The organism is Bacteroides sp. RTP21281st1_H5_RTP21281_210402, assembly GCF_040918965.1.
In the GTDB taxonomy this organism is placed as follows: Bacteria; Bacteroidota; Bacteroidia; order Bacteroidales; family Bacteroidaceae; genus Bacteroides; species Bacteroides congonensis.
In genome coordinates this window covers 535,800-552,806 of sequence record NZ_JBCOWR010000001.1, presented here as the reverse complement: position 1 = coordinate 552,806, position 17,007 = coordinate 535,800, and the positions used below count along the sequence as shown (strand labels likewise).

The following is a 17,007-nucleotide window of genomic DNA, read 5'->3' as shown; positions in this document are numbered from 1 at the left end:
TTTATAAATTTGATGGATATGAGAAAATTATATATAACAATTCTTTCCGGTTTATTGCTTGGCTTGTCAAGTTGTGCGGATACATTTCTGGATTTGGAACCACAAGACAAGCGAACCAATGTGGTCTATTTCAAAAAGCCTGCGGATTTTAAAGAATACGCCACCGGTTTTTATAACCAGCTCCTGGGGTGGCGCACACCGTATGGCAAATACTCTATTTACGAGTTTATGGATTCCTCTTCGGATCTGGCTGCCAATTTTGTGACTTCGTCCGACGTAGGTCGTGGCACTATTTCTATTTCATCTTCCGACGAACGCTGGGATCAATGTTATACTTACATACGCACGGTGAATATCTTGTTCGAGAAAGCGAAAGATTATCCGGGCAGTCAGTCGGAAATAGCGCCCTATCTGGCAGAAGCTTATTTCTTTCGCGCTTACAATTACTTTACGTTGCTGAAAGCTTTTGGCGGTGTGCCTGTGGTTACTTCCGTGATGGATACGGATTCCCCGGAACTGCGTTCGCCCCGAAACAGCCGTTATGAGGTAATCGACTTGATTCTTTCGGATCTGACGAATGCGATAGCGTCTCTTCCTATCGAACAGAATATCCCGGAAACGGAGAAAGGACGTGTCAGCAAATGGGCTGCCGAAGCCTTTAAGGCACGTGTACTGCTTTACGAAGCTACCTGGAGAAAATACAACGGAACGTCTACCGACTTTGAAGGTTCGGCAGGCCCCGCCAGAGACCAGGTGAACGAATTTCTGGAGGAAGCTATCTCTTTGTGCGACGATGTAATGAAGAAAGGCGGATATCAAATCTGGAATTATAACAGCAATGACAAGATAAAGAATCAAAGCAATTTATATCTGTTTAACCTTGAAGATGCGGGAAGTAATCCGGCAGGACTGACAAAAAGCAGTAATAAGGAATTTATTCTCTATGGCGTTTACGATATCAATCTAAGAACAGGCGGGGTCAATTTGAGCCATACTGTGTCGCTGATGATTCCGAGCCGCAAGCTGATTGACATGTTCCTTTGCACGGATGGTAAACCTATTGACAAATCCGACCTGTTCCAGGGATATCATAAAACCGGTGACGAATTCAAGAACCGTGATTATCGTCTGATGAATTATATCAATGGCGGAGTAGACCCTGCACCGGGTTCGGTGACATTGGACAAAGGTCTGGCGGGTTATGATTGTGCAAAATTCAAGGCTTACAATTATCCTACCTACCGTAAGGCAAACGATGAATCCGCCAATTATCCGGTATTACGTCTGGCGGAAGTATATCTGAACTATGCGGAAGCCTGTTATGAACGTTACGGTAAAGTGACTGATACACAATTGGACGGAATCAATGAATTGCGTGCCCGTGCGGGTGTGGCCGCCTTGACCAACAAGCTGGTTGAAGATAATGGACTGGATATGCTGGAAGAAATCCGTCGCGAACGTGCCATCGAACTTTATATGGAGGGCGCCCGTTTCGACGATTTGAAACGTTGGGGAATTGCGGAGAATGCACTGAACACTTCACGTTGTGGTATGGTTGTCGGCGGTGACGGTTATGAAACAGAATTTAAATCGGCGGACGGGACTCCCACAAACCGTTATGCAAAGAATTCTTTCGTCTGGGGAGAGGAAAAAGTACAGACGGGAGACGGAGTCTTGAATTGTGTGGTAATCAGTAGTGCTGCCAACCATTCTTTCATGAAGAAGCATTATTTGTGGCCTATACCCCAGAAACAGATTGATTTGAATCCGAGCTTGAAACAGAATCCGGGATATTGATAAATTATTTAAATGGATAAGATTATGAAGCGTTTATTTATAAAAACCATAAGTTACTGTCTGCTGGCTTTGGGAACAGTAGTCTTTACAAATTGCGAAAAAGACAGTAATATCAAACAGTATGTATATCCTGCTCCCGAAGTGTCGGGCTATTCGCCTGCGGCAGGTTATGTGAAGTCGCGTGTGGCGATATTGGGACATAATTTCGGTGACCGTACAGAAGCGGTAAAAGTCTCTTTCGGCGGAATACTGGCGGATAAGGTATTGTCCTGCAATAATAATTGTGTGGTAGTGGAAGTGCCTGAAGAGGCGATGAGTGGTGACATTACCTTGCAGGTATGGACTAATTCGGTAACAGTGGGAAGTTATGAGATATGGCCGTCGCCTATTGTTTCCGAAATGCTGACGGAGAGTGGCTCTACTATTATCAGGCCGGGAGAAACGGTGACAATCAAAGGTACAGGTTTCGGTACGGCAAAGGAAGATGTTGTTGTGAAGTTCGGTGGTGTTAATGCGGTAGTGACCAACTGGTCTGAAACAGAAGTCCATGTAGTCGCGCCGGAAGAGTTTCCTACCGGCGAGGTGGTTATCGTTGTGAATGGCTTTGAAGTAGTAGCCGGAACGGCGTTGAATCCGTTAGCCAAAGGAGATGTTTCGATTGCTTATTTGAAGAATTACAGGCAGCCGTTCAAGATTGACCCTAATATGACGGATGCGCAACTGGGTACTTCTCCCGGAACTTACCTTCCGGCTGACTGGATAGTGAACGATGCTGCACGCAGTATGCAGAATGGGGGAGCTTCAGAGAAAGTGGCCGGGTTGAACAGTGATAATCTGCTTTTGCAGGCCGGTTGGGGAGCAAACGACTTTACAAATGGTAAACTTTATCAGACAACGACATTGCCGAAGGGAAAATATCGTCTGACAGTAAACCTGAAAGAGTATGGAGTGAAGAAGAGTACGCTCTATATAACTGTTGCTGAAGGAAATGAGTTGCCTGACGTTACTGATATTAATAAGGAGAATGAAAAGGTGAAAGGTTTTTACTTGTTTAATCAGGTAGAGAACATGAGCCCTTCTTCAGTACAGTTTGAGTTTGAACTTACGGAGGAAAGTACGGATGTTGCTCTCGGATTTGTTTGTTCTATGACCGCCAACGGCTGGTTTAGAGCAACAGAATTGAAATTGGAGTTATTATAAACAGATTCTAAAAACAAAGAAACAGATGAGAAAGATATATTTAATATTACCGTTGTTGTTCTCATTGCTAGTCATTTCTTGTGATGACGATGCGGAAATAGTACAGTTGACAAATGAAGACCCTGTTCTGTCGGTTTCCAATATTTCACCCCAACGTGGCTATGCCGGAGCGGAAGTTACTATTGAAGGGACTAACTTCGGAGCCGCGAAAGAATTGGTGAAAGTATTTTTTGCCGGTATGGAAGAATCTGCGGAACTGCTTACTTGCGAGGATACCAAATTAGTAGTGAAGGTTCCTGAAAATGCAACCAGTGGTGCTTTGACTATCGAAGCGAACAAGATGAAGATTGTAACGTCGGATCAGCCTTTTACGGTTATTCCCGATCCTGAAATGACGGAGATATCTTCGGCAAGAGTAGTAGGCAATGCGGAAGTAACGATTACCGGTGAGAATTTTGGTACAGTGATAGAAGATGTGCAATTATATTGTACGATAGACGGAGAGGAGATGCCTTTCATTGTAACTTCATGTACGGATGAGGAAATAAAGGCTACAGCTCCCGAAACTACCGTATTTGGAGAGTTTGACCTTAAACTACGCATTCAGGGAAAAGCTGCAAAGAATACGCTGAAGATTACCTTGTTGGAGAAACCGACTATTACCTCTGTGAAGTCTGACAATGTCTTGAATGAAAGTTTTGCATTCGCTGGGGACAAAGTGACAATTTCCGGTACAGGCTTTGGCACCGAATCTAATGCTGTTACAGTGAAATTCGCAGGTATTGACGCCGCCGCTTCCATTGAATCTTGCGTGAATGATAAGATAGTCGCAATAGTTCCGGATGGTTTTACCGGTGGTACGGTTACCGTGACGAAAGACGGACTTTCTTCTACTTCTACGGATGAACTGAAAATATTGGAAGATGATACGGATATCTCAAGCTATGTTTTGAAGAACTATAAAGCTCCTTTTACTCCGAAGCCTTTTGAAGACGGACAGGGAGGTAATAATAACTCTTGGGCTGTACCTGCTGACTGGACGGTGAATGAGGCGGTGCAGAATATGTTTAACAAACAGGATGGACAGTTCTGTTCAAAGCCTGTCGGAGGATTGAATACGGATGCACAGGTATTGACTATGCAGGCAGGTTGGAATAATGACGCTGTTGAGGCTGCCAAAGTAATGACGAATGGTAAGATGTATCAGAACATTACTTTACCAAAAGGCTCTTATGAAATGGTAGTAACTTATGGGGAAGTGGTAGTGAATGGTGGACATCCTTATATGGCGGTTTGTAAGAATAAGACCGAATTGCCGAATTACGGAGAATTATCAGAAGTAAATGGCGATGTGTATTGGAAATTTGAAGGTCATAACAGTAGTCTTACTACTCACACTCTCAATTTTGAATTGACGGAGACGACGGACGTTTGCCTTGGCTTTACGGCAAGTATGCCTCAAAATTCTTGCTTTAAGGTTAAAGAACTCCAACTGGTTTATAAAAGTAATGCTGTGCAATAGTTCTAATTTATAAAAAGAATAGGTATGAAAAAAATATATTATTTGATGTTCACAAGCTTGTTATCATTGTCGGCAGCTTGTGGTGATGATATTGACCCGATAGAAAGAGATTGGGTGACAGATAACGGTGAAGAGGATATTCCTCACAGCATTGTAATCAAGGATGAAAGTGAACCGATGATTCATCCGGGCGGATTGCATAGTGCGGAAGACCTTGCACGTGTGAAAGCTAAGGTAGCAAGCGGCACATCTCCCTGGATTGATGGATGGAATAAACTGTTTACTAATGACCATTTTGCGGCATCTTCTTCGCCTGTGTCGGTTGCTGACGAATCTACTCATCCTGATGTTGCGGTAACTCCCAATCCTACAGTAAAGATAGTCAGGGGAGGAAACACAATTTGGGAATCTGATGGAGATAATTATACGAATGCATCCAATCAGGCTCATGCCGCTTATCATTATGCTTTGGCCTGGAAGATTACGAACAATGTGAAATATGCGCAGGCTTCTATCAATATTCTGAATGCGTGGGCTACCACCTGCAAGTCAATCAATGGAGACTCCAACATGTCATTGGCCGCAGGACTGTATGGCTATCAGTTTGCTAATGCCGGAGAACTGATGCGCGACTATTCCGGTTGGACTTCTGATGAGTTCAAGGCATTCCAGCAGTGGATGATAGATGTCTTTTATGTGGCCAATCATGATTTCATAGTCAGGCATCATGGCACTCATACGTTGAACTATTGGGCAAACTGGCCGTTGTGTAATTTGGCTTCTATGTTGTCTATCGGTATCGTTTCGGATCGTCGGGATATTTACAACGAAGCCGTCGAGCATTTATTGAATGGTGATAGCAATGGCTGTCTGAAAAAGACGATTGTTCATGTATTTGACGGAGAAAATGCCAGTCTGGCGCAGATTCAGGAAAGTGGACGCGACCAGGGACATGCCACATTGGTAATCGGACTGTTGGGAATGATTGCCCAGATGACATACAATCAGGGAGACGATTTCTACGGTTACAATAACAATGTCATTTTAAAGGCTGCCGAATATGTAGCCAAATACAACGTGGCTATGCTGGATGTTCCTTTCGTGCAATATAACGGATATAATGTAGTACATACGGAAATCAGCGCGGATGCCCGGGGAACATCGCGTCCGATGCATGAAGTGCTTTACTGGCATTATGCAAGAGTCAAGAATCTGGAACCCCAATGGATGAAATATACATTGATGGGCGTAAATCAGATGCGTCCGGAATGGGGAGCGCAATCGAAAGATGGCGGAGGTGCGTATGACTTGTTAGGATGTGGTACATTGATGTATCCGAGAGATTAATTATTGATAAATACAGGCTGGATTCTTTGGAATATCAGCCTGTATATTTTATTTTCACAGGAATTTAAATGATTGATGTTGCAAGATATTGTATGTAGAAGACATTATTTTTACAAAAACAGGTATAAGATGAGAAGGAAATTGTTACTGTTGATCGGACTGTGTGGTTTCTTTGCCGGTATGAACGCGCAAGTCACAGAACGCGAGCGACCGAAGGAATGGCAATCTTTGATTAAAGGAGGGCGTTTTATGGATCGTTTCTTGCCAATGCAGGGGAGCATAATTTCAAAAGATGTATGGGGAGCCGACAGTGTGCGTCTCCGGTACGTGGACAATGGTATCGAACTTCCAGCAACTTCTTTCTGGGGTGGAAATATAGTGCAGACGCCTGATAGTTGCTATCATTTATTCGTTTGCGGATGGCCTGAAAACTCTCCCAAGGGTCATATGTTCTGGCCGAATTCGACTGTTTATCATGCTACCGGTAAACATTTGCATGGGCCATTCACTGTGCAGAATTCAATAGGTAAAGGGCACAATCCCGAAGCTTTTGTCTTGAAAGACGGGCGTATCGTGGTTTATGTAATTGATGGTTATTATATTTCGGACAGCATGGATGGCCCTTGGACGTATGGCAAATTTGATTTTGATGCCCGTGACCGGAAAGTCATAGAGGGATTGTCTAATCTGACTTTTGCCCGTCGTCAGGATGATTCTTATCTGATGATCTGTCGTGGTGGTGGCGTGTGGGTTAGCCGTGACGGGCTTTCTACTTACAACCAGTTGACGGATAAAAGGGTATATCCGGAGGTGGACGGACGGTTTGAGGATCCTGTCGTATGGCGGGATTCCCTTCAATACCATTTAATTGTAAATGATTGGCTGGGACGAATTGCCTATTACCAACGTTCGAAAGACGGGGTACACTGGGTGACCGAGCAGGGAGAAGCATACGTGCCCGGTATATCGTTCCATGAGGATGGATATGTAGAACACTGGTTCAAATATGAACGTCCGAAAGTCTTTCAGGATAGGCAAGGGCGTGCTGTCCAGATGAATTTTGCCGTCATTGATACCATCAAGTGGGAGGATCTTCCTAATGACAATCATAGTTCGAAGAATATTTGTATCCCGCTGAACAAGGGGCTGTTACTTTCTGTCCTGAATCAGGAACCGATAAAACCGACGACACGCACCATTGAAGTCAAGATAGCGGCAGAGGAGGGTTTTAATCCGCAGACAGAAGTTGATATCGAGTCTTTGCGCTTTGGTTCGTATACGGAAGTGAATTTCGGACGAGGCTGTAAGCCTCTCCGGACACGGAAATCCGGTAAAGACCTGATTGTCGTTTTTAACGGGAAGGGCAGTGGCATTACAGAAGAAGAGTTCGCTCCCAAGATGATAGGAAAGGATAAGAAGGGTAATTTGATATACGGATATGCCCGTTTGCCTTATGTTTGTTATACACCGCCATTACTTTCGGCACGTCGTCCTGTTGTGGATGATGCCGGGACAGAACTTGCAGTTGAGATACAGAACTTTGGCTTGTCCGCTTCTCAAAGGACGGGAGTAAAAGTATTCTGCGACGGCAAACTTCTGACGCAGGGGATGGTTGAACCGTTGAAACCTTATGAACAGGTGGTGTTGACCTTGAAAATAGAAAATAAGGTTGTCTTCGGACAGCCCTCTTATGAAGTGGTCTTTTTAAATTATAAATAATAGATTGAACAATGAAAGATTTTAAGTATATAATAGCTTTGTCGGTTCTGATGCTGGCAGGCAGTATGTCATGTTATTCTGAAGAATCCCGTGGTGTATCTTCTCCGGATGGAAAACTTCATTTGATAGTTCCGCCAACCGGAGAGAATGACGGAAAGGCTTGTTTCACGGTAGAATACAATAACCGTTGCATACTTTCACAGGCACGTTTGGGAATGAATACAGACCAGCAAAGTTTTGCGGGAGATTTAAAGTTGAAGTCTGTATCGGAGACAAAGTCGGTAAAGGATGATTATGAAATGCTGACGGGAAAAAGAAGCCATTGTACAAACGAGGCTTTTGAAAGGACTTATAATTTCGCTAATTCCCGAGGGCAGGAACTGGCGGTTACTTTCAGAGTCTACAATGACGGAATTGCTTTTAAATATGGGATAAAAGCAGTTTCTGCTGATGAACGTCTCCTTAATGAAGTTACTACTTACCCGATACCCGCAGGGAATAAGAGATGGTTTCAGCAATATAGCAAAGATTATGAAGGTTTTTATCCTTTAGCCGTGGACGGGACATCAACTGTAGAAAAGAAGAGAACATATTGCTGGGGATATCCTGCCCTTGTTGGGTTCCGGGATTCAGTATTTATGTTGATTACCGAAGCCGATATACTGCGTGGACATTGTGCTTCTTTTTTATATAATGGGATCGACCCGAATGAATATCAAGTACGTCTGGCTACCGATAATCTGCCTTTGAAAGAGACATGGGAGTCTCCCTGGCGTCTGCTTGTTATCGGTTCTTTGGCTGATATTGTAGAATCTACGTTAGTTACCGATGTGTCCGAACCTTGTAAGTTGGCAGATACGGACTGGATAAAGCCGGGAATTGTATCATGGGTGTATTGGGCATATAATAACGGCTCCAAAGACTTTAAAATTGTGAAGGATTATATTGATTTGGCTGTGAAGATGCAATGGCCGTATAGTCTGATTGATTGGAAATGGAATGAAATGGAGAATGGCGGAGACGTGCATGATGCATTGCAATATGCGTTGAAGAAAGGAATAAAACCTCTTTTATGGTATAATTCGTGTACTGCGTGGGTTGGAAACGGAGCTCCGGGGCCTATGGACAGGCTGAATAAGAAAGAAAATAGGGAAAAAGAATATCAATGGCTTGCGGAGCAAGGGGTAGCCGGTGTTAAAATCGACTTCTTTGCCGGTGACAAGGTGGAAACAATGGATTATTATCTGGATTTGCTGGAAGATGCGGCTAAATATAAATTGATGGTGAATCTTCACGGAGCCACCATTCCCCGTGGATGGCAACGGACGTATCCGCATTTGATGACGATGGAAGCAGTGTATGGGGCGGAGTGGTACAATAATACTCCGAGATTGACCCCGCTGGCGGCGAGACATAATGCCACATTGCCTTTTACGAGAAATGTGGTCGGTTCGATGGATTATACGCCCGGAACTTTTTCCGATTCCCAGCATCCTCATATTACATCGCATGGTCATGAATTGGCATTACCGGTTATCTTCGAGTCAGGATGGCAACATATGCCGGACCGGCCTTCCGTTTACAAAGCATTGCCGAAGGAAGCCGGAAAGTTGCTTTCCCAATTGCCGGCAGCCTGGGATGATACAAAGCTTTTGAGTGGATATCCCGGAGAATCAGTGGTTTTGGCTCGTCGTAAAGGCAACGTCTGGTATATTGGGGGCATTAACGGAACCGATGATAAACAGACATTGACTTTTGCGTTGAATGCTTTACCCGACTTGGGAAAGAAAATAGTCATATTCAAAGATGGCAGTGAGGAAAAGCAATTGGATATAAAACGCTCCCGGTTGTCAAAAGGTCGGACAATGATGAGTATAGATTGCCTTCCCAGAGGTGGTTTTGTAGTTGTGGTCGAATAGCATTTTCCTTCATTTGCAAGGAAAGGTAGTATATGGTAGTTCATTCTCATATAGGGAATGAACTATTTTATTATTCAGGGATATCTTGATTTTATCTGCTAAATGCTATCTTTGCTTATTATTTGGAATCTACAGAAATTAAGTCAGACTATGATTGACAGGATTATTTGCTTTATTATTCTTGTATGGATAGGGAATGGCCATATTCCGGTGCAGGCACAAAGAAGCTTTGTTCATCCGGGCATCACTTATACCCAAGGTGATCTTGACCGGATGAAAGCAATGGTCGCAGCAAGGCAGGAACCTTATTTTTCAACTTTTCTAAAATTGAAAGAATCTCCTTATTCTTCATTAACGGCTGTAGCAGCTAATCAGGGTAAACAAATCAAAGAGGGGCGTTTTAACGCTACTATCGGAATAGATGGCAGGCGTGCCCATGATTTGGCATTGCTTTGGCATTTAACCGATGATGAAGCCTATGCCCGTAAAGCTGTGGAGTATTTGAATGCTAATTCTTATTATACGAATACCAGTGCCCGTGGAACGGGGCCATTGGATAATGGAAAGATTTATCTGTTGATAGATGCTGCGGAACTGATGCGTGATTATCCGGGATGGGAGGAAGCGGATCAGCAGAGATTCAAAGATATGCTGGTTTATCCGGGATACAGTTCGATGGAGGATTTCTGTGCCAAATATGCGGATTATTGGGACGATTCTAGAAATGGAATAACTTTCTACTGGAATATCTATAATTTCGATGCGGCGCGTTTTGGAAATCAGGGATTGTTTGCAGCCCGCAGTATGATGGCTATGGGGATTTATCTGGATAACGAGAAAATGTATGAACGCGCCTATCGTTATTTGTTGGGGATGAAGCATCGTGAAGATGATTTGCCTTATCCGTCCGGAGCACCGGTTACGAGTGAAGAGCCGATTCGGAAATCACCGGCAATTATTGATTATAAGTTGGTGGGAAGAGAAAACAAAATTCCTGATTATGGTTATGATGAGCAACTGCAATACTATATCTATCCGAACGGGCAATGTCAGGAATCCAGTCGCGATCAGGGACATGTGTTGGCGGGAGTCCATAATTATGTAGCAATAGCGGAAATGGCATGGAATCAGGGAGATTCCTTATATAGCTGTCTGAATAATCGTCTTTTGACCGGACTGGAATGGAACTACCGGTATAACCTGTCGAAAGTCCGTTCTTATGAAGAGCAGAAAGAACCATGGGAACCGACAGGATATAGCAAGAATCCGGACGAGGTCACTTTTGAGAACGGGAAGTTTCTGCAAATAAGGAGTCGTAGCGGACGTTGGGAATCCATAGCCGTATCTCCTCACGGACGTGGAGACGTAGCAGGCAGTGGCGGAACCCGTGAAATGGCATTGGCGCATTATGCAGTACGTGCCGGACTGCCTGCAAACGACTATACCTGGCTGAAACGTTACCGTGATTATATGATAGAACATCACGGTTGCGAAAACTGGGGGATAGCACCCAACTGGTTTTATGAATGGACAGGATGGGGAACATTAACCAAGCGACTGACTCCCTGGATGGCAGGCGATCCCGTTTCCTTTTCTACAGGAAAGCGCGTATCGGGAATCCATACGTTACCTTGTGAGATATTGGCTGCTGACTATGACTATTATTGTCTGTCGGAAGATCCCGAAGGACATACCTATCACAATGTAGGGAAGAAACGTGGAAATGCATACAGGCCTGACGGGGCGGTAGAACTACGAAAAGAAGGACATGGCTATGTCGTTACTCAAACAGAAGATGGAGAATGGATGAATTATACAGTAAGCGTTCCTGCGGATAAAGTATATACAATTAGTCTTGTTTATCGCTCGAAAGGAAATTCTCTCTTGTCAGTAGTTTCTGATTCGGGAGTTGGAACAAAAACAGCGCAGTTACCTCAATCCGGACAATGGGCGGAACGGGAGATTGGAAAGCTCACTCTTTCCGCCGGAGCTTGTGTGCTCCGCTTGCAGATAGAGCAAGCCGGCAATAAGCTTGAAATTCAGAAAATAATAATAAAGCAGGATAAGGGGATTTGATTTTTCGTTCGTATTAATGGTAGTACTACAAAAGAAATGGCCATGAAAATTCGAATAGGTTTGTTAATCATATTAGGAGGATTATTGTATCCGGGTTATATTAACTCGCAGGAATCCCCTTATGTGTTCCGTCAGATTGGAGTTGTCGAAGGATTGCCGGATAACTATGTAAAGAGTGTTTTCCCCATTCCCGACGGACGTATCGGTGTCCGGAGCACTGTGCTGCTAAGTCTCTATGATGGTGCGAACTATTCAAACTTCCCTTTCAATATTCATGGCGAATACTCGATTGCGTACAACCATATTATTCCTGAACAATATATCGATGCCGATAAACGTTTGTGGATGAAAGAACGCAAGAGCTTGCGTGTCTTTGATTTGACTACCGAACAGTACATCTATAACGTAGATTCCTTATTTCAGCAATTCGGCTTGAAGGATAAAGTGGCGGATCTGATTATTGATTCAGAGAAACATTGTTGGTTTCTGATACCGGGCTCCTCTGTTTATATGTACGATGCAGAGACAAAGTCAATTGAACAGGTTTGCAGGAATGATGAGTTTATGGAATACTATGGAGGATTGCTCGGAGTGGAAAGTCATGGTAAATACAGTTGGATGGTACATCAGAAAGGAGCTATCCGTTGCTACGATTTGGAAAAGAAACGTTTTGTGCAGCAACTTGATTTTCTGAAAGACCAATTGAAACCGGATGATCGTGTGATTCTAAAGATACTCGATAATGGTGACTTTTGGCTGATGTGGGATCGGGGAGTAGGTTACTATGATGTTTACAATAAAAAATGGAATCAAATCTCCGGTATCCAACTCGAACACTATTCATGGTTTACTTCTATGGATGTGGATAAAGGGGGCAACGCATGGGTAGGAACTGTTATGGATGGCTTTTACGTCATTGATATGCATAATTTCTCCGTAACCCGTACGTTGGACATTCCTTTATTATCTGGCAACACTGTACGTAATGGCATTCAGAGCATCTATTGCGACCGGGAGAATAATTCCGTATGGATAGGACTCTATAATCAGGGAATGTGCTATTATCATCCTAGCATGAATAAGATAGTGCTGTATAATAAAAAGATGGTTAATGGCGACTGGAAGGGGGAAGAAATCCGTTGTATGCTCGAAACATCCAAGGGAGAAATCCTGATGGGTACAACCCAAGGTGTCTATCGTTATGAGCCGTCGACTAAGAGAATGAACAGCTTCTATCATGAATTTAATCAGAAAAATTGTCGTGTACTCTATGAAGACAGCAAGAAGCGCGTTTGGGTAGGGACATACCACGATGGACTGTACTGCATAGATCGTGGAAAAGTCCGTTCGTATGATTACCCCGATACGGATTATCAGAACGAACTGGATTTCAGTAATATACGTACTATGATCGAAGATCCTTCCGGCCGGTTGTGGGTAAGTATATATGGCGGTGTAGGACTGTTCGATCCTGAAAACGGACAGATAAACCTATTGTCCGAACAGTTCCCCGAATTAAGGAAATACAAGGTAGCCAATGCATTAGCCATAGATAACCAATCCCGACTGGTCGTAGGAAGTGATAACGGACTTTACATTTACGACCCTGCGAAGAATAAAATATGGATACCCGAACAGGACGGCCAAGCCAATTCAATCTTTAATCAGGGAAGCATCAAGTACAACCAGATATTGAAAGACCACGAAGGCACTTTATGGTTTGCCACTCAATATGGCTTGAACATCCTGACCCATAACGGTCAGAGTTATACATTAGGGAAAGAAGAGGGTTTGTCTACAGCCATATTGAATGTCGTGGAAGATAAAAACCATGATATATGGATATCGACAGTTACCTCTATCTATAAGGTAAAGGTTGACCGCAGAGCGGATAAATATAACTTTCATGTGATAAGTTGCCTGTCGGAAGATGAAATCCGTCAGGATGATTTATATAGTTTTCCTTCCTTAATGACCCGGGACAATCAGCTTTTCTTAGGGTTGATGAATGGCTTTATCGCTTTTTCGCCGGAGAACATGATAGACAATCAATGTCTCAACCGCCCCTTGTTTACCTCATTCCGCCTGTTTAATGTTCCGGTTGTTTCGGGCGAATCATATAACGGCCGTGTTTTGTTTGATAAGGCACTAAGCTATTCGGATGAGGTACAATTAGAGTATGACGAGAATTACATAACACTCGAATTCTCCGGCCTGAACTTTCCCAATCCTTCTCAGACTTCTTTCCGTTACCAACTCGAAGGATTCGACAAAGAATGGACGGAAACCCTTTTTGAAAATGGACAGGGACGTGTTGTCTATAATAACCTTCCTTCGGGCGAATACATTTTCCGTGTTTCTGCTGCCGGAAACGACCGTATATGGGGGCCGGAATCCGAATTTAAGGTTGTTATCCGTCCGCCGTTTTGGGATACATTAGCCGCCCGCATCCTTTATGCTATTTTAGGCATTCTGTTTGTCTTCGGGTTGATTTATGTGATTAACCGCCGTAATCGTCGGAAAATGATTCGTATGCAAGAGGAAGAAGCCTTGAAACAAAAAGAAGAATTAGATCAGATGAAATTCCGTTTCTTCACCAATATAAGTCACGAACTTCGTACTCCGCTGACACTGATTATCACCCCATTGGATATGATGATACGCCGGTTGACGGATGATGCAATGAAGAAACAACTGAATACTATCTATAAGAATGCCCAAAACCTGTTGTCACTGGTGAATCAACTACTCGATTTCCGCAAACTGGAAATGAAAGGGGAGAGGCTACACCTGATGAACGGCGATATGGAAGAATTTATAGTTTCTGCCTACAACAACTTCATGCCGATGGCAGTGGAAAAGCATCTGAATTTCGCTAACCAGTCGGAACATAGGGCACTCTATATGTTCTTCGACCGTGATAAGGTGCATAAGATAGTGAATAATCTCCTGTCTAATGCTTTCAAATACACCCCGGAAGGCGGTACAGTAAACTTACTGTTCTCAACGGAAGAGATAGAAGGAAGGAATTACGTAAGAATATCCGTATCCGACACCGGAATCGGAATATCCGAATCAGACCTTCCGTATATATTTGACCGTTTTTATCAGGTGGGAAATGAAGGGGATGAAAAAATAGGCAGTGGTATCGGACTTCATTTGGTAAGGGAATACGTAAATATACATGGCGGCCGTATTAAAGTAGACAGCCGGATAGATTGCGGATCGGTATTTACCATTTGGCTGCCGATGGATTTGAAACCGGAATCGGACGAATTGCCGGAAGAAGTTATCGGAACGGAAACACCACCGGATACAAAAGAGAAAGAAACTACTGCATCCACAGTCGATGATAATCTGAAGAAACTGCTGTTGGTAGAAGACAATCAAGAGTTCCGTACTTTCCTGAAAGAACAGTTGGAAGATTTTTATCAAATCATTGAAGCGGCAGACGGCGAGGAAGGAGAGCGGAAAGCGATAGAGGAAAACCCGAACTTGATTATCAGTGACATCATGATGCCAAAAGTAGACGGTATCGAACTTTGCCGCCGAATCAAGACGAACGTGCAGACATCCCATATACCTGTGATATTATTGACAGCCCGTACCGCTGATGATATTAAGATTAACAGCTATGAAGTAGGAGCGGACTCTTATATGTCGAAGCCCTTCAACTTTGATATGCTGATGGTGCGCATTGAAAAACTGATAGAACAACAGGAAAAGAGAAAACAAGAATTCCGCAAGAATATAGAAGTAAATCCAAGTGCTATCACCATCACTTCAGTGGATGAGCAACTTATACAGAAGTGTCTGGAATACATAGAAAAGAACATGGACAATCCGGAATATGGCGTAGAAGAGTTGAGTGGTGATTTGGGCATGGTGCGTATGAGCCTTTACCGTAAGTTGCAATCCATCACCGGACACACGCCGACCGACTTTATCCGCAGTATCCGTTTGAAACGCGCGGCACAATTATTGCAGGGAAGCCAATTGCCGATTGTCGAAATAGCGAATCGGGTAGGATTCAGTTCTCCTAGCTACTTCTCGAAGTGTTTTAGAGAAATGTTTGGGATGCTACCCAAGCAATATGCAGAGGAATCGGGAAGAAAAGGATGACATTGTGCTTGCATTTATAGTTTAATTGTTACATTTGCGTCGTATTAAACAGGATAATTGTAAAATCTTGATTGTATTGGGGCTGAAAAAGTTTTATTTTATAATATATATTGATATGAAAGTATTAGTTTTAATTTCGTTGGTAGGAGGTTTGTTGTTATCCTCTTGCGGAGGTGGCAGTTCAAAAAATAATGCAAATAGTGAGAATGTAAATCCGGCAGATACAATCTATTTGGGTGACTTGCGTGAAAAGTTTGCAGGAGATAGTGTTTTCTTTAAAGTAGTAGCGCCGGATTTGATGTTGATGGATTATCAATACTTCTGGGCGGTGACAGAATCGGACGCAATAGGGAAAGGACTTACAAAAGAGTACTATAAACGCGTAAAGAAAGAAATTACCGATACGAATGAAGCTATCAAAAGAGGTGTGATGAAAGGTGCGAACGTAAAGCGCATACCGGATTTCCAGGCAGCTCAGGAAAGCAAATAATATATCCTTCCGGATGAAAGACATTCATCCATGAAAATTTAAGAACAGGGGAACCGTCAATTGTAACGGCATCCCCTTTTTTATTGCACTGACGGCTGGATTTATCCCGATGAAATGGGGAATTTTTGCAAAATAACACGCTTGTTACGATAGTTTTGTTATCTGTTACTTATGTGGTATTTGCTTTTAAAACTTATCCCTACTTTTGTATCATCGTTAAACGGATAAATTTAATGCCATGGAAAAACAGCAGACTACATTTGACGACTTCTTCTCTGAATGCTACCTTAAATATAGGGAGTATATCAAAAATTATATCGCTATCCGCATTTGCCATCCGCACGAAGCGGAAGATCTGGCGCAGGATGTCTTTGTCCGCTTATGGGAGCATAGGGCATTCGTGAATAAAGACACTGTCTGGTCTTTGCTCTTCACCATCGCCCGCAATATCGTAACGGACAAGATACGTCGTTATTACAAGCAGGAAGATTTCATCGCCTATATATATAATAAGGTGGAAGATTCCGCCCGGAACACGACGGAAGATGCCGTCCACTATCGTGAACTGAAGAAACTACATGATAAGGTGGTAGAAACGCTTCCCGCCAAACGTCGCCGGATTTACGAGTTGAGTTTCAATAATGAACTCTCTTGTCCTGCCATTGCGGGAAAATTGTCTTTGTCTCCCCGTACGGTAGAATGCCAATTATTACTGGCACGCAAAACAGTACGCACTTATTTGCAGAATGAATTCTCCAAAGTCGGTTAGATACCAGATTCGGAAAAACACATATTAACTTTAACAATTTAATAGT

General features: G+C 43.2%; 10 protein-coding genes. All 10 read left to right on the top strand.

The genetic code is table 11. The features are described 5' to 3' along the window. Positions 1 to 18 precede the first annotated feature (18 nt). The 10 genes from AB5443_RS02205 (at position 19) to AB5443_RS02160 (ending at position 16,961) form a co-directional block, all read left to right on the top strand. Positions 19 to 1,797: a RagB/SusD family nutrient uptake outer membrane protein gene (locus tag AB5443_RS02205; RefSeq protein ID WP_277131028.1), complete on the top strand. Its 1,779-nt coding sequence runs from the start codon at positions 19 to 21 to the stop codon at positions 1,795 to 1,797. Between the two features lie 24 nt (positions 1,798 to 1,821). Beyond that, positions 1,822 to 2,997, top strand: a complete 1,176-nt coding sequence (locus tag AB5443_RS02200; protein ID WP_181990096.1) for a DUF5013 domain-containing protein — start codon at positions 1,822 to 1,824, stop codon at positions 2,995 to 2,997. 25 nt (positions 2,998 to 3,022) lie between these two features. Then, the gene (locus AB5443_RS02195; protein WP_277131027.1) at positions 3,023 to 4,519 is read left to right on the top strand and encodes a DUF5013 domain-containing protein; all 1,497 of its coding nucleotides are present in this window, start codon (positions 3,023 to 3,025) and stop codon (positions 4,517 to 4,519) included. Between the two features lie 24 nt (positions 4,520 to 4,543). Further along, complete coding sequence (locus AB5443_RS02190) at positions 4,544 to 5,866, top strand: alginate lyase family protein (RefSeq protein WP_022136967.1); 1,323 nt, start codon at positions 4,544 to 4,546, stop codon at positions 5,864 to 5,866. Positions 5,867 to 5,995: 129 nt separating this feature from the next. Beyond that, positions 5,996 to 7,585: a glycoside hydrolase family protein gene (locus tag AB5443_RS02185; RefSeq protein WP_277131024.1), complete on the top strand. Its 1,590-nt coding sequence runs from the start codon at positions 5,996 to 5,998 to the stop codon at positions 7,583 to 7,585. 11 nt (positions 7,586 to 7,596) lie between these two features. Then, the gene (locus AB5443_RS02180) at positions 7,597 to 9,504 is read left to right on the top strand and encodes a glycoside hydrolase family 97 protein (RefSeq protein ID WP_277131022.1); all 1,908 of its coding nucleotides are present in this window, start codon (positions 7,597 to 7,599) and stop codon (positions 9,502 to 9,504) included. 150 nt (positions 9,505 to 9,654) lie between these two features. Continuing rightward, a complete protein-coding gene (locus AB5443_RS02175) occupies positions 9,655 to 11,580 on the top strand; it encodes an alginate lyase family protein (protein ID WP_277131020.1) in 1,926 nt (641 codons plus the stop codon). A gap of 42 nt (positions 11,581 to 11,622) precedes the next feature. Further along, positions 11,623 to 15,702, top strand: coding sequence for a hybrid sensor histidine kinase/response regulator transcription factor (locus AB5443_RS02170; RefSeq protein WP_277131018.1), 4,080 nt, complete (start codon positions 11,623 to 11,625; stop codon positions 15,700 to 15,702). Between the two features lie 115 nt (positions 15,703 to 15,817). Continuing rightward, positions 15,818 to 16,192: a hypothetical protein gene (locus tag AB5443_RS02165; RefSeq protein ID WP_277131016.1), complete on the top strand. Its 375-nt coding sequence runs from the start codon at positions 15,818 to 15,820 to the stop codon at positions 16,190 to 16,192. A 238-nt stretch (positions 16,193 to 16,430) separates the two neighbouring features. Further along, a complete protein-coding gene (locus tag AB5443_RS02160; protein ID WP_044655309.1) occupies positions 16,431 to 16,961 on the top strand; it encodes a sigma-70 family RNA polymerase sigma factor in 531 nt (176 codons plus the stop codon). The last annotated feature ends 46 nt before the right edge of the window (positions 16,962 to 17,007 follow it).

Bases quoted from the DNA above. Each gene is read 5' to 3' on its own strand.
- AB5443_RS02165 (WP_277131016.1), top strand. From the start codon at position 15,818: ATGAAAGTATTAGTTTTAATTTCGTTGGTAGGAGGTTTGTTGTTATCC.
- AB5443_RS02185 (WP_277131024.1), top strand. From the start codon at position 5,996: ATGAGAAGGAAATTGTTACTGTTGATCGGACTGTGTGGTTTCTTTGCC.
- AB5443_RS02175 (WP_277131020.1), top strand. From the start codon at position 9,655: ATGATTGACAGGATTATTTGCTTTATTATTCTTGTATGGATAGGGAAT.
- AB5443_RS02195 (WP_277131027.1), top strand. From the start codon at position 3,023: ATGAGAAAGATATATTTAATATTACCGTTGTTGTTCTCATTGCTAGTC.
- AB5443_RS02160 (WP_044655309.1), top strand. From the start codon at position 16,431: ATGGAAAAACAGCAGACTACATTTGACGACTTCTTCTCTGAATGCTAC.
- AB5443_RS02205 (WP_277131028.1), top strand. From the start codon at position 19: ATGAGAAAATTATATATAACAATTCTTTCCGGTTTATTGCTTGGCTTG.
- AB5443_RS02190 (WP_022136967.1), top strand. From the start codon at position 4,544: ATGAAAAAAATATATTATTTGATGTTCACAAGCTTGTTATCATTGTCG.
- AB5443_RS02180 (WP_277131022.1), top strand. From the start codon at position 7,597: ATGAAAGATTTTAAGTATATAATAGCTTTGTCGGTTCTGATGCTGGCA.
- AB5443_RS02170 (WP_277131018.1), top strand. From the start codon at position 11,623: ATGAAAATTCGAATAGGTTTGTTAATCATATTAGGAGGATTATTGTAT.
- AB5443_RS02200 (WP_181990096.1), top strand. From the start codon at position 1,822: ATGAAGCGTTTATTTATAAAAACCATAAGTTACTGTCTGCTGGCTTTG.